General features: G+C 44.3%; 11 protein-coding genes. 8 read left to right on the top strand and 3 right to left on the bottom strand.

All coding sequences use genetic code 11. From position 1 onward, the window contains the following. Positions 1 to 301: 301 nt before the first annotated feature. Positions 302 to 1492, top strand: a complete 1191-nt coding sequence (locus O9334_RS03135) for a DUF3747 domain-containing protein (protein WP_045361319.1) — start codon at positions 302 to 304, stop codon at positions 1490 to 1492. A gap of 356 nt (positions 1493 to 1848) precedes the next feature. On the opposite strand, the gene tnpA is transcribed toward O9334_RS03135, so the two are convergent. Beyond that, entirely contained in the window at positions 1849 to 2268 is a 420-nt protein-coding gene (tnpA, locus tag O9334_RS22770; protein ID WP_045361317.1) for an IS200/IS605 family transposase, read from the bottom strand. A gap of 64 nt (positions 2269 to 2332) precedes the next feature. Between tnpA and O9334_RS03130 the strand changes: the two genes are divergently transcribed. From O9334_RS03130 to O9334_RS03115, 4 genes are all read left to right on the top strand, one after another. After that, the gene (locus O9334_RS03130) at positions 2333 to 3514 is read left to right on the top strand and encodes an RNA-guided endonuclease InsQ/TnpB family protein (RefSeq protein WP_045361315.1); all 1182 of its coding nucleotides are present in this window, start codon (positions 2333 to 2335) and stop codon (positions 3512 to 3514) included. A 107-nt stretch (positions 3515 to 3621) separates the two neighbouring features. Beyond that, on the top strand, positions 3622 to 5151 hold the full coding sequence (gene zwf, locus O9334_RS03125; RefSeq protein WP_190381143.1) for a glucose-6-phosphate dehydrogenase: 1530 nt from the start codon (positions 3622 to 3624) through the stop codon (positions 5149 to 5151). Positions 5152 to 5298: 147 nt separating this feature from the next. Next, positions 5299 to 6654: a glucose-6-phosphate dehydrogenase assembly protein OpcA gene (gene opcA / locus O9334_RS03120; protein ID WP_045361312.1), complete on the top strand. Its 1356-nt coding sequence runs from the start codon at positions 5299 to 5301 to the stop codon at positions 6652 to 6654. A gap of 251 nt (positions 6655 to 6905) precedes the next feature. Next, positions 6906 to 7490: a Uma2 family endonuclease gene (locus O9334_RS03115; RefSeq protein ID WP_287999277.1), complete on the top strand. Its 585-nt coding sequence runs from the start codon at positions 6906 to 6908 to the stop codon at positions 7488 to 7490. A 207-nt stretch (positions 7491 to 7697) separates the two neighbouring features. Here the strand turns inward: O9334_RS03115 and O9334_RS03110 are convergent, their stop codons facing one another. Then, entirely contained in the window at positions 7698 to 8906 is a 1209-nt protein-coding gene (locus tag O9334_RS03110; protein ID WP_045361309.1) for a phosphoglycerate kinase, read from the bottom strand. A gap of 163 nt (positions 8907 to 9069) precedes the next feature. Here O9334_RS03110 and O9334_RS03105 point away from each other — a divergent pair, with 163 nt between their 5' ends. The 3 genes from O9334_RS03105 to O9334_RS03095 all read left to right on the top strand — a co-directional run bounded on the left by O9334_RS03105 (position 9070) and on the right by O9334_RS03095 (position 10438). Beyond that, entirely contained in the window at positions 9070 to 9480 is a 411-nt protein-coding gene (locus O9334_RS03105; RefSeq protein WP_045361308.1) for a universal stress protein, read from the top strand. A gap of 302 nt (positions 9481 to 9782) precedes the next feature. Next, positions 9783 to 10265: a photosystem I reaction center protein subunit XI gene (locus tag O9334_RS03100; protein ID WP_045361306.1), complete on the top strand. Its 483-nt coding sequence runs from the start codon at positions 9783 to 9785 to the stop codon at positions 10263 to 10265. 56 nt (positions 10266 to 10321) lie between these two features. Then, positions 10322 to 10438: a photosystem I reaction center subunit VIII gene (locus O9334_RS03095; RefSeq protein ID WP_002737043.1), complete on the top strand. Its 117-nt coding sequence runs from the start codon at positions 10322 to 10324 to the stop codon at positions 10436 to 10438. Positions 10439 to 10581: 143 nt separating this feature from the next. On the opposite strand, the gene O9334_RS03090 is transcribed toward O9334_RS03095, so the two are convergent. After that, positions 10582 to 12783 (bottom strand): hybrid sensor histidine kinase/response regulator, encoded by a 2202-nt coding sequence (locus tag O9334_RS03090; protein ID WP_287999272.1) that lies wholly within the window; start codon positions 12781 to 12783, stop codon positions 10582 to 10584. Between the last annotated feature and the right edge of the window lie 155 nt (positions 12784 to 12938).

Raw genomic sequence — 12938 nt, 5'->3', positions numbered from 1 at the left:
CCAATTAAAAGCCTCTCTCCCCATCTTAGCCTAAGACTCGAATGGCTGGCTAAAATTTTCAACAATTCGCCAAAATCTCCCTAGCTTCAACAGCTAACCGAATTAATATTGATCAATCCACCAGTTCCATCAGAATATTGCTCGGATCAATAGGTTCGGAAATTGAAGATTGAGAGAAAACTTGTGCAGACAGACAACAATCCGGCGCAGTCAGGAACAACAACCAGAAGTATTCAGTCTTAGAATATTGGGACTAGCACGTCTATTTTTACCGTAAAAATCGTCTTATAGATTAAAGATCATGAAAGCCAGATTATCGATCGCCCTAACCGCCCTAATGACCTTGGGCATAACTTCCACAGCAGCGGTCAACTTTGACGAACAGGACATCGAGCAGAGCCAGGTAATAGCGATCGCTCGTCCCTACGGAGGTAATAAATTTGACCTGCTAGTATTGGAACAAATCCAGGGAAAACAGAAGTGTTGGAGCGAAAGCGGCTCAAATCCCGTCATGATTGACCCGCTGCTCCTCAACTTTGACTTTACCGGCATTTGTCGCCGCGCCACCGATAGTAATGGTTATTCTATCCGTCTCGATGGCCGGGATTTTGGGCTAGATTACATCTTGCGTATTGTGGAACGCAATGGCGAATTATACTTAGTGGGAACTCCCCGGGATGCCCGCAGACCGGAATTAGTGGTGGGAAGAACCAGGGGAATGCAAACAGGATTTATGAAAATTATCCTCGAACCGGGTTGGAGATTTAGCCGTCGTACCTTCGAAGGCAAAAGTTTAGGCCACTTCTACTTTAGCGGCAAAGAAGCGGAAGTTCTCGCAGCCGCCGGCAGACCTTCCGTCAGCGAAACCACTCCTCCCCCCACTGCTGGGGCCAGTTTTCAGGATATTAGCGGCGATATCTATAAAACTGAGATCGAAAAAGCGATTGCGCTTGGGGTAGTGGCTGGTTTTAAAGAAGATAACACCTTCCGCCCCGAAAATCCCGTCACCAGGGAACAATTTGTCTCGATGATTATTGAAGGGATGGGAACTGTCACCAAAATTAACCTAGAAGAGATTCCCCCCGGCAGCGGCAGTTTTAACGATGTGGACGCGACGCGCTGGAGTGCCAAAAAAATCCAATGGGCCCGGGCCAATGGTATTGTTGCCGGCAAAGCTAACGGCGAATTCCGTCCCACCGACCCCATCACCAGGGCCGAATTGATGGCGATTCTCAAACAGGCCGCCACCTACCTGAAAACTCGGCAAAAACAAGCCCCCGATTTAGCCCAAACTAAAACCCCCGTCAATTTTTCCGATACTTCCGGTCATTGGGCCGCCAGTTTAATTACCCAGATGTCGGGATTTTGCGCTGTGGCCTCTCCCTTAAACGAACAGGGTAGTGCTTTTGTACCAAACGATCCCGCCCGTCGTAACTATGCGGCTGCTGCGATCGTCCGTACCCTCGATTGTGTTAAAACCGCCAAAAAATAACGGCCTCTCCTCCATCAGAGTTTGCGGCAAAAAGTTTTTCCTAGGGGTAGGATGTGGGGTGTGGGGTTTTATCCATTTTTAGGAAGTCAATTACCTAATTTTCAGGGAAAAAGTCCCCCCATTTTCCCCCCGCTCACTCCCAGGCCTGGCACTGTTTGATCTCAAAAAGGCCTAAAGATATTATCCAATTACCGATGACTGATGACTGATTACTGATCACTGATTACTGATGACTGATTACTGATTACTGATCACTGATTGTGGTTGTTAATTTTTACCTTAAATGTCGGTTTGAAGGAACCCTCGGTTTCACTGACGAGATGAAAAACCGACCAGCATAAAACAGCGAAGCACAACTAATATTCAGGGGAGTCTTGATTCTCGACATATTTCTTAAGTTGGTCTATTGTGACACCGCCACAACTAGCCACAAAATATGCCCCTGTCCACAAAATTCTCTTATCTTGACCATATATCTCTTTCAAGTGGTCTGAAAAGTTATCCCACATCAGCTGGCAAGAAGTTGATTTTAAGTTAGCGATTAGACTACTTAACAGTTTATGAGGGGGGTAAGTTAAAAGAATGTGAACATGGTCTGATTCTCCGTTAATCTCTATTACCTTCGCCTCCCATTTCTCGGCTATGTTTTGAAAAACTATTCTCAAAAATTCTAAATGCTTTTTCTGAAACACATTTCTACGATATTTGGTGACGAGAACTATATGTACGGTGAGATTAAAGGTAGCTCTAGGAGTTTTAAAATAATTAGTCTTTATACTCTTGATATTTTGTACAGTGGATTGCTATAATCATAACATAACACATTGAGAGGTCGAATCAATGCGAGTCATAGAGTTTAAGTTAAAAGTCAATCCTTCCCAAGAAATAGCTATTCAAGAGGCTATCAGGGTGGGACAGTTTATTAGAAATAAGTGTCTAAGATTTTGGATGGACTCTACCAAAGAAGATCAGGTTAACTATGGTACTTTGTGTAAATTAACTACAGAATTAGCCAACAGTTCTGAATTTCCTTTTGTCGGTAAACTCAACTCTATGGCTCGTCAAGCAAGTGCCGAAAGAGCTTGGTTTTCTATATCCCGTTTTTACAACAATTGTCAAAGGGGTTTAGCGAAAAAAGGCTATCCTAAATTCAAAAAATTTTCAAGGTCTGTCGAGTACAAAACTTCTGGTTGGAAACTAACAGAAGACAAAAAGTTTATCCACATCACGGATAAAACAGGGATAGGAAAATTAAAGCTAATCGGTACTTTTAAACGTGAGATTCTCGATAAATCCACTATCAAAAGAATCAGGCTTATTAAACGAGCCGATGGCTTTTATTGTCAATTTGTCTTAGAAATTGAGAGAGTAGAACCCTTTGACTCTACAGGAAAAGAAGTAGGGATTGATTTAGGTTTAAACCATTTCTTAACCGACTCTAATGGGGATAAAATTGATAACCCACGGTTTCTTCGTAAGTCGGAAAAAAGACTAAAAAAGGCTCAACGTAAACTCTCAAAGAAGAAAAAGGGAAGCCAAAAAAGATTAAAACAGAAATCTAAAGTAGCTCGCCTTCATCTAAAAGTTTCTAGACAGCGTAAAGATTTTGCCGTCAAGACAGCAAAAGCGTTAATCCAATCTAACGATTTGGTAGTCTATGAGGACTTGAAGGTGTCCAATATGGTGAAAAATCCCAAGCTTGCTAAATCTATTCAAGATGCGAGTTGGTCAATGTTCACCGATTGGTTAGACTACTTTGGGAAAATACACGGGAAGTTTGTGGTAGCGGTGAACCCACAATACACTAGCCAACAATGTTCTAGTTGTGGTAATATCGTCAAGAAAACATTATCTGTAAGAACTCATGTTTGTTCTTGTGGGTGTGTCTTGGATAGAGACGAAAACGCCGCTATAAACATTCTCGCACGGGCAAATACTGTCGGGCGGACAGAAATTCAAGCCCGACTACAGACTACCCACTGTCTATTAAGTGAAAGCCTAATAGATAAGGTAACTGGATGAACAGGGAATCCTGAAGCGCTTGAGTGCGATGGGAGCGTCAATTTAGGTATCCCGTCGAGTATTTTCGCTAGACTGGAAAATAATGCACCTCGGCTAGACAAAATCCTATGGTAAAGCTGCTCGAAAATCCTCTCCGAGTGGGATTGCGACAAGAAAGAACCCCAGAACCCTTAATTTTAGTCATTTTTGGGGCATCGGGGGACTTAACCCAAAGAAAACTGGTTCCTGCCCTCTATCAACTGAAACGGGAAAGACGACTACCGGCCGAATTAACCATCGTTGGTACAGCGCGCCGAGAGTGGAGTCATGATTATTTTCGCCAACAGATGCGCCAAGGCATCGAAGAATTTTCCGACGGGATTGGCAGTGAGGAATATTGGCAAGACTTCGCCCAAGGATTGTACTATTTCCCCGGCAACATGGACGATCCAGAAAGTTACGCCAAAATGAAAGTCTTTCTGGAAGAACTAGACGGAATCCGGGGAACCCGCGGCAATCGAGTCTTTTATCTAGCCGTCTCTCCTAATTTCTTCCCCCCCGGCCTTAAAAACCTCGGCGCGGCCGGAATGCTGAAAGACCCGATTAAACACCGGTTAGTGATCGAAAAACCCTTTGGCAAAGACCTCAGTTCTGCCCAAGTTCTCAATCGAGTCGTACAAGAGGTTTGTCAGGAGAACCAAGTTTATCGCATTGACCACTATTTAGGCAAGGAAACCGTCCAAAACTTATTGGTGTTCCGATTTGCTAACGCTATCTTTGAACCCCTCTGGAATCGTCAATTTATCGATCACGTCCAGATTACCGTGGCCGAAACCGTGGGAGTGGAGGAGCGGGCCGGATATTACGAAAAATCGGGAGCTTTGCGCGATATGGTGCAAAATCACCTGATGCAGTTATTCTGCTTGACGGCGATGGAAGCACCCAACGCTATTAACGCTGATAGTGTCCGCGGCGAAAAAGTCAAAGTCCTACAAGCGACTCACCTGGCCGATATTAATAACCTAGAAAAATCCGCCATCCGCGGCCAGTATAAAGCCGGTTGGATGAAAGGAAAACCTATTCCGGGCTATCGGGAAGAACCGGGGGTTAATCCGGAATCGACCACTCCCACCTATGTGGCCATGAAATTAATCGTCGATAACTGGCGTTGGCAGGGTGTCCCCTTTTATCTGCGCACCGGTAAACGTCTGCCCAAAAAAGTTTCCGAGATTGCCATCCAATTCCGCCATGTGCCGTTATTAATCTTCCAATCGGCGGCTCAACAAACTAATGCAAATGTACTGAGTATGCGGATTCAGCCTAACGAAGGCATTGCCCTCCGTTTTGAGGCAAAAATGCCGGGGTCGGAATTACGCACGCGCACGGTAGAAATGGACTTTAGTTATGGTTCCTCCTTCGGTGTTGCCAGCGCTGATGCCTATAATCGGCTACTTTTAGACGCTATGCTGGGAGATCAAACCCTATTTACCCGTTCTGACGAGGTAGAAGAAGCATGGCGCATCGTTACTCCCGCTCTCGCCGCTTGGGATGCCCCCGCAGATCCCGCCTCCGTACCCCAATACGAAGCGGGTACCTGGGAACCCACAGAAGCGGAATTTCTCCTTAACCGCGATGGCCGTCGTTGGCGACGACTCTAAAACAGTGACCAGTAATCAGTAAACAGTGAACAGTAATCAGTAATCAGTAAACTAAAAACTCACATCTGGTAACTGATAACTGGTAACTCACATCTGATAACTGATAACTGATAACTGATAACTGATAACTGATAACTGATAACTGACATGACCACCCAAAGCCCCCCCATTGTCTCCCTGCAAGCACCGAAAGATGTTTCCATCGATGTGATCGAGCAGGAACTGCGCGATATCTGGCAATCCTATAATGATAATCAGGATGGTATGGCCGCCACCCGGGCCACCACCTTTAGCTTTATTGTCTATGAACCCGACGCAGTACAGGAATTGTTAACCCTTCTCGGCTATTACACCGGCCCGATTGATGGTATTGCCGGTCCCCGGACCCACGCCGCCATCAAAGTCGCCCAGAAGGACCTAGAACTAGAAGTAACTGGGCTTTCTAGCGATGAATTTGTCGCTCGGTTAAGGGCGGCCTGGGAAGCGGAAAAAAACGCCGAGGATGGGGCTAATCATCGTCAATACGCCGCCGATTTGGATGCGATTGGGGTCGCAGATGCGATCGCTGCTTCCAATCCCTGTCGCATTATTACCCTCTGTCCCACCGCCGAGGCCGATGAAGGGGTAAAAGCCTCTGTTTCTGCCTATTGTCCCGTTAACAAACGTAGTCAGAACACTTTAGTTTGCTGTGAATACGTTACTTTAAGCGGTACAGCGGAAGCTTTGGAACGAATTGGCGGCATTATTTCCGAGTTAACTATTCCCAGTTTGCCCAAATTTCTCTGGTGGAAAGCCAGTCCCGATGGCGAATATGGACTATTTAAACGTCTGGCCAGTCAATGTGATACGATTATCGTCGATTCCAGCACTTTTCGGGAACCGGAAACGGAACTGCTGCAAGTGGGGGATTTATTAGCCACAGATGTACCATTAGCTGACCTGAACTGGAGTCGTCTCGCTCCTTGGCAAGAACTAACCGCCGAGGCTTTTGATCCACCGGAGCGCCGGGATGCTATTCTGGAAGTCGATCGCATCACTATTGATTATGAAAAGGGCAATCCTTGTCAAGCTTTTATGTTCCTCGGTTGGATGGCCAGCCGGTTACAATGGCGACCGGTGGGATATAGTCACCGGTCGGGAGATTACGCTATTCATCGGATTAGTTTCCTCGGTCAGGACCAGCGTTTAATTGAGGCGGAATTAGCCGGTGTTCCCGTGGCCGATTGGGGTGAAGTACAAGGAGATCTGATTAGTATTAAACTCACTTCTACTAATCTTCAGGCTGATTGTTGCACTGTAATTTGTTCGGGAACTACCGGCTGTATGCGGATGGAAGCTTCGGGAGGGGCCCAATCTTGCCGGGTTGAACAAGTGTCCCATCTGGAAGACCAAAAAACAGAAACTCTGCTAGGTAAACAGTTACAGCGTTGGGGCCAGGACGTGCTTTATCAAGAAAGCATGAAAGTCACTAGCTCTATCCTCAAATTATCCCAACCGGATTAGGAAATTAGCAACAATAATCCCGCCAACTTTCGAGAGACCTTGTTAACAAGGTCTCTCGATATTTATACAGCAGTCAGCACCTGATTAAAACCGATAATTGTAAGTAGGTAGGCGTTAACAATTATCAGACACCCCCCTTATCAAGGGGGGATTAAAGGCAAAATCCATTTTTAATTTAATTATAACCAGCTACTTACCTTTTCAGAAAACAGGTTATCATAAAAACAGAGCTTTGCTTTCAAGGGGGCAATATGGTCGCAACCACTGAGAAACGCTACACAGTCGCAGAATACTTTCAACTAGAGGAAACTGCCACCGACAGACACGAGTATCGAGATGGAGAAATTATTATTATGACTGGGGGAACTCCTAACCATAATCGCATTGCCTTGAATTTCTGTAGAAAATTTCCCTTAACTATCCAGAATCAAGCCTATGATATATTTATCACCGATCTACGCTTGGCAATACCCGCCTATAATGTGTACACCTATCCCGATATTATGATCGTTAAGGGAGAACCAATTCTTGAAAGAGGACGCACCGATACGATTACCAATCCACAGGTGATTATCGAGGTTTTATCAAAATCTACTCAAGACTATAATCGGGGTGATAAGTTTAAGTTTTATCGCTCTCTTAATAGTTTTGAAGAATATATTTTAATCGATCAATATGGTTATTATATCGAACAATTTCATAAAAGAGGCGATCATTGGGCATTTCGGGATTATCACGAGCAAGAAGCGATTTTAACTTTGTTTTCTCTAGATTTTCAAATATCCCTGACAGATTTATATCAGCGAGTGGATTTTACTGCGATTGAAGTATCCTAATGATACTAAATCCGTTGAGTATAGGCTACATATCAGGATAGGCAATAGGCAATAGGCAATAGGCAATAGGCAATAGGCAATAGGCAATAGGCAATAGGGGCTATAGATAATCAGTCTTTAATAAACAGATTTAGTATTATAATTCATAATTCATAAAAAAAGGCGGGCTAGGACCCACCTTGTTTAAACCTGAGATATTAGAGATAATTATGCCTCATCGAGAGCGGCAATACCGGGTAAAACCTTACCTTCGAGTAATTCCAAACTAGCGCCACCACCGGTGGAAATATGGCTCATTTTTTCCGCCACTCCCACTTTTTCCACCGCCGCTACCGAGTCACCACCACCGATAATGGTAGTTGTACCCGTAGCGGTTAAATCGGCTAAAGTGTGAGCGATCGCATCTGTACCCGCCGCAAATTTATCGAACTCGAACACCCCCATGGGGCCATTCCAGAGGACAGATTTACAGCTAGATAAAGCTTCTTGGAAAACTTTAACTGATTCAGGTCCAATATCCAATCCCATCCAACCATCGGGAATATTTTCGACCTTGACGATTTGGGACTCGGCATCTTTATCGAATTGATCCGCTAACACCACATCGGTAGGAAGGAGGAATTCCACTCCTTTTTCTTTAGCTTTCGCTTCCAGGGATTTGGCTAATTCCAGTTTGTCCTCTTCCACCAAAGACTTACCAACACTTAAACCGCGGGCCTTGTAGAAAGTAAAGATCATACCGCCACCGATGAGCAGTTTATCGCACTTTTCTAATAGAGTTTCGATCACGCCAATTTTACTAGAAACCTTAGAACCGCCGATAATCGCCGCTAGGGGACGTTGGGGAGTTTCAATGGCGGCCTGTAGGTAGTTTAACTCTTTTTCAATCAAATAACCCGCCACCGAGGGGCTGAGATAGTGGGTAACGCCTTCCGTGGAAGCGTGGGCGCGGTGGGCGGTACCAAAAGCATCATTAACGTATAAATCGGCATTAGCGGCTAATTGTTTGGCAAAATCGGGGTCATTTGCCTCCTCTTCACCGTGGAAACGCAGATTTTCTAAAAGGGCCACTTGACCGTTAGACATTTGGCTAATCGCTGCCGTAACTCCCTCACCAATACAATCGGGACACATGATTACTTCCTGGCCCAGTAATTCCGAGAGACGTTTAGCCACAGGGGTCAGACGCAAATTTTCTTTAACTTGACCGTCGGGACGACCCATGTGGCTGCATAAAATAACCTTAGCCCCTTTTTTGATTAAATCCTCAATGGTTGGTAGTGCCGCCCGAATGCGGGTATCATCGCTGATTGCCCCGGTGGCTTTGTCCATGGGAACGTTAAAATCGACCCGGACTAAGACCCGTTTACCCGCTAAATCAGCTTCAGTCAAATTGGCTACTGTTTTTTTTGGCACAGCCGATAACCTCCTAGATTGCTTACCGTACAATAAAGATTAAATCAGGGTATCGCTACTTGCGGCAATTACTTTGACAAAGATTATTTCAGATTTGGGGATCAGTTTTGCAGTTCCAAGACCGATTTGCCCAGAAAAATTTGATTGGAGAGACTTGCTAATTATGTTTGAGACGATTTTATTTCCCATCGACCACAGCCGCGAAAGTCGTGACGCTACCAGTAGTGTGATCGAATTAGTCAAAATCTTTGACAGTCGTTTGGTCCTGTTGTCGGTGGTGGAAACGACACCCACCGGAGAAATTGCCCCCGACGATAAGATGAGTTCGATCGAAGCGGTGGATAGATTGTTACAATCGGCGCAAGCGATTTTCGCCCAAGCTGGCATCAAGGCGGAAATGATTGAAAGGGAGGGAATACCCTCTTTTGTCATCTGTGATGTGGCCGATGAAGTTAATGCCGACCTGATCGTTATGGGTTGTCGCGGTTTAGGATTAACCAGCGAAGGCGTGTCCGAAAGCGTCACCACCAAAGTTATTAACCTTGCCCCCTGTCCGGTGTTGATTATCCCTTAATCAGTGATCAGTGATCAGTGATCAGCTTTTTTCTCCCCCATCTCCCCCCGCAACGGCTCGACTGAGCATCGCCGAACGTCGCGCACGAAGTGGTCTCCCCACTCCCCACTCCCCACTCCCTTCTCCCCCACTCCCCACTCCCTTCTCCTGAGAGAAATGTAACGAATTGTGAGAGTTTCAGCCGTCAACCCTTGAAAACTCGATCGATGGGGTTGCTTGAAGTAATTCTTAGGCCTAAAGTGTAATCTTAAAGTTTTATGATCAATTTTCCTGTTGATCGGAAAAAGGAGAACTCAAACACAATGGCTGAAACTGGATACAAACAGGTGGTGACACCCTACAATGATGATCCGTTCATTGGTCATCTAGCTACCCCCATTTCCGCTTCTGGTTTTACCAAAGCTTTTATTGGTAACTTACCTGCCTATCGTCCCGGTCTAGCCCCAATTCTGCGCGGTCTAGAAGTGGGTATGGCCCACGGTTATTTCCTCGGTGGTCCCTGGGTTGTCCTGGGACCCTTAAGAGACTCGGAATATGCTAATCTCGGCGGCTTAATCCCCGCTTTAGCCATGGTTCTTTTGGCTACGGGTTGTTTAGCTAGTTATGGTCTTGTCTCTTTCCAAGGTAAGGCCGCTACTGGTGATCCGCTGAAATCGGCGGAGGGTTGGAGTCAATTCGCCGCCGGTTTCTTTATTGGTGGTATGGGCGGCGCTTTTGTGGCCTATTTCCTCCTAGAAAATCTTGGTGTCGTTGATGGCATCATGCGCGGGGTTTTTAATCAATAATTAACCCTTTTTCTACCTGTTATCATTTCCTTATTTTTTTACTAGGAGCATTTGACATGACTGGTGCCTACGCAGCTTCTTATCTGCCTTGGATTTTAATCCCGATCGTCTGTTGGTTAATGCCAGCCGTAGTCATGGGTTTGTTATTCATCTATATCGAAAGTGAATCCTAATTTAGCCTAGGATTCCTACAATTAAGGGCTTGAAAATTAGCTATTTAATAGTTAGTTTTCAAGCCCTATTTTCTGAAGAAAAAAGAAGATGAAAATGGGTAAAACCCCTACCCGCACAAAAAACTTTTTGCCGCAAACCCCACTTATAAAGCGGTTAGATAGCGGATTTTTTCCAACAAGAGGGAGGGTTGAATCGGTTTGAGGAGATAGTCGTCAATGCCATGACGACCGAGGAAATTAACGCTGATTTCGGGGGTATCATTCAAGATTAGCACTTTACTGGCTTGAGTTTGGCTGGATTTTTTTAAGAGATGACAGAGATGATATATATCGGGCATTTTTTGATCGACAATTATAATACTTGGCTGCACGATCTCAATTTTTTTGATAGCGGAGACACTATCGATTAACCAAATAACTTGATAATGTGCCACCATCAATAACTCACAAATAAGATTGGCAATTTCTTCGTCACTTTCAATTAAAACTACAGTGGGATGGTGGTGATTAAAATGGGGATTATTATCCGAGGTTTGGGGTTGGGATTTGGGGGGCTTTTGTTGAGGTAAACGGACGGTAAAGATGGAACCTTTATCTAAGCAAGATTCTACCTCGATCGTGCCGCGATGGATTTCCACTAATTGTTTAGTTAAAGCCAATCCTAATCCCACACCACCATAACGACGTTTGCGGGAGCCATCCAATTGGGTAAATTTTTCAAACAGAAGCGGTATTTTTTGAGCAGGAATGCCGATGCCCGTGTCCTCTACCTGAAAAATGACCTGACTGCCTTCTTTCCACAGTCTCAGCGTGATAGCACCCTGTTCGGGGGTAAATTTCAGGGCATTTTTTAACAAGTATAAAAGTATCTGTTGAACTCGATCATAATCGGCATAAAAATAATGATCTTTTTCGGTAATTTTCATCTCTAAAATCAGATGAATTTCTTTAGTTTCTGCCTCTGTTTTAATAATTTCTAAAACGTGATTACAGAGATATTTTAGCGAAAATTGTTTAATATCTAAAACGGCTTTCCCTGCCGAAACTTGCGAGAAATTAAGCAAGTCGTTAATTAATTCTAATAGTTTATTGCCGTTATCCTGAATCACTTGTAGATAGTGTTTTTGTTTGTCGGGAGGTAAAAAATTACTGGCTGCCGAGCATTTTTGCAGGGTACTGGACAAACCGATAATACAAGTTAGGGGAGTTAATAACTCATGACTCATATTATTTAAAAATTCACTTTTGCAGAGGTTAGCGGCTTCCGCGGCCATTAAAGTATCTTGTAATTCTTGGGTTCTTTCTATTACCCGGCGTTCAAAAATATCTTTTTGTTCCTGGACTTGAGAATATAATTGCGCTTGATAGATAGCGATGGCGAGATGTTCACCAATCTGACCTAAAAATTTCTTTTCTTGCGGCAACCATCGGCGTTTTTCTTGACATTGATGGGCAATTAATAAACCCCACAATTCTTCTTGTACCACAATCGGGGCGATTAATTTTGATTGCACTTGGTGCTGTCGCAAAAATTCGGCTAAACAGAAGGAAGAAGAATAGTTAACATCCACATCATCCACAGCCAGAATTAATCCTTGACGATACTTTTCCTTGTATTGGGGAATATAGGAAAAACAATCGTCTTCGGGGGTTAAATTTAACACCGAATTTATCTGGTCAGAAATGCGCGACTCGGAAGTTATTTTTCCCTTTCCCTCACCAGTACCAGGGAAAAATTGATAAATTAACAATCGGTCCACTTGCAGAAACTCCCGCGCTTCCCTGACTACGGTTTCCAGAATCACCGGTAACTCCAGACTCTGACGCATTTGGGTGATGACTTGGTTTAATAATCTTTCCTGTTGGATTTGTTGGGATAGGGCAGCTTCTACCGGTTGACAAACGGAGAAGATGCGGGGACAACCCCCATCAGCAGACGGAGAAGAAATTATCGAGAGAATTTTGACTAAAATTTTATTTTGAAAACTGCTGACATTAATGGATAGAGGCAGATTTAAAATTTGATAACCCTGCTGAATTTTTGGGTGGTGGAGAGACTTGACGGACAGTCCTTGCAGAAAGTTTTTAATCGTGTTCGCTTCAAAACTAATGCGGACTTCGTACTCAAAGTTATGTACTTGGGGACTGGCTAACAATAAAACTTGTAGGTCAGTGGAAAGCAAGAGTTGATAGATTTCTCCTGTCTGTGGGGGAATATCTCTTTCACTTAGACTAATCCTCGGCCCTGTCACCTGTATTGCCAACTGTCCCCACCAAGAACGAATTTGTTCGAGGTGAGTAGATGACAACACTTGACAGCAAACATAAGCGGGAGAAGCATTCATTTATCATTTATCATTTATCAGTTATCAGTTATCAGTCATCAGTTATCAGTTATCAGTTATCAGTTATCAGTTATCAGTTATCAGTTATCAGTTATCAGTAAGGTGATGGGGGGACTGGGGACTGGGGTTTGGTCAAGTTTTCTTAGTCCCTATCC

The organism is Microcystis sp. LE19-8.1F (assembly GCF_027531715.1).
Classification (GTDB): domain Bacteria; phylum Cyanobacteriota; class Cyanobacteriia; order Cyanobacteriales; family Microcystaceae; genus Microcystis; species Microcystis wesenbergii_A.
This window is presented reverse-complemented; position numbering and strand designations above follow the sequence as displayed.

Excerpts from the sequence above, each read along its gene's own strand:
- O9334_RS03135 (WP_045361319.1), top strand. The coding sequence starts at position 302 with ATGAAAGCCAGATTATCGATCGCCCTAACCGCCCTAATGACCTTGGGC.
- O9334_RS03130 (WP_045361315.1), top strand. The coding sequence starts at position 2,333 with ATGCGAGTCATAGAGTTTAAGTTAAAAGTCAATCCTTCCCAAGAAATA.
- zwf (WP_190381143.1), top strand. The coding sequence starts at position 3,622 with ATGGTAAAGCTGCTCGAAAATCCTCTCCGAGTGGGATTGCGACAAGAA.
- opcA (WP_045361312.1), top strand. The coding sequence starts at position 5,299 with ATGACCACCCAAAGCCCCCCCATTGTCTCCCTGCAAGCACCGAAAGAT.
- O9334_RS03115 (WP_287999277.1), top strand. The coding sequence starts at position 6,906 with ATGGTCGCAACCACTGAGAAACGCTACACAGTCGCAGAATACTTTCAA.
- O9334_RS03105 (WP_045361308.1), top strand. The coding sequence starts at position 9,070 with ATGTTTGAGACGATTTTATTTCCCATCGACCACAGCCGCGAAAGTCGT.
- O9334_RS03100 (WP_045361306.1), top strand. The coding sequence starts at position 9,783 with ATGGCTGAAACTGGATACAAACAGGTGGTGACACCCTACAATGATGAT.
- O9334_RS03095 (WP_002737043.1), top strand. The coding sequence starts at position 10,322 with ATGACTGGTGCCTACGCAGCTTCTTATCTGCCTTGGATTTTAATCCCG.
- O9334_RS03090 (WP_287999272.1), bottom strand. The coding sequence starts at position 12,783 with ATGAATGCTTCTCCCGCTTATGTTTGCTGTCAAGTGTTGTCATCTACT.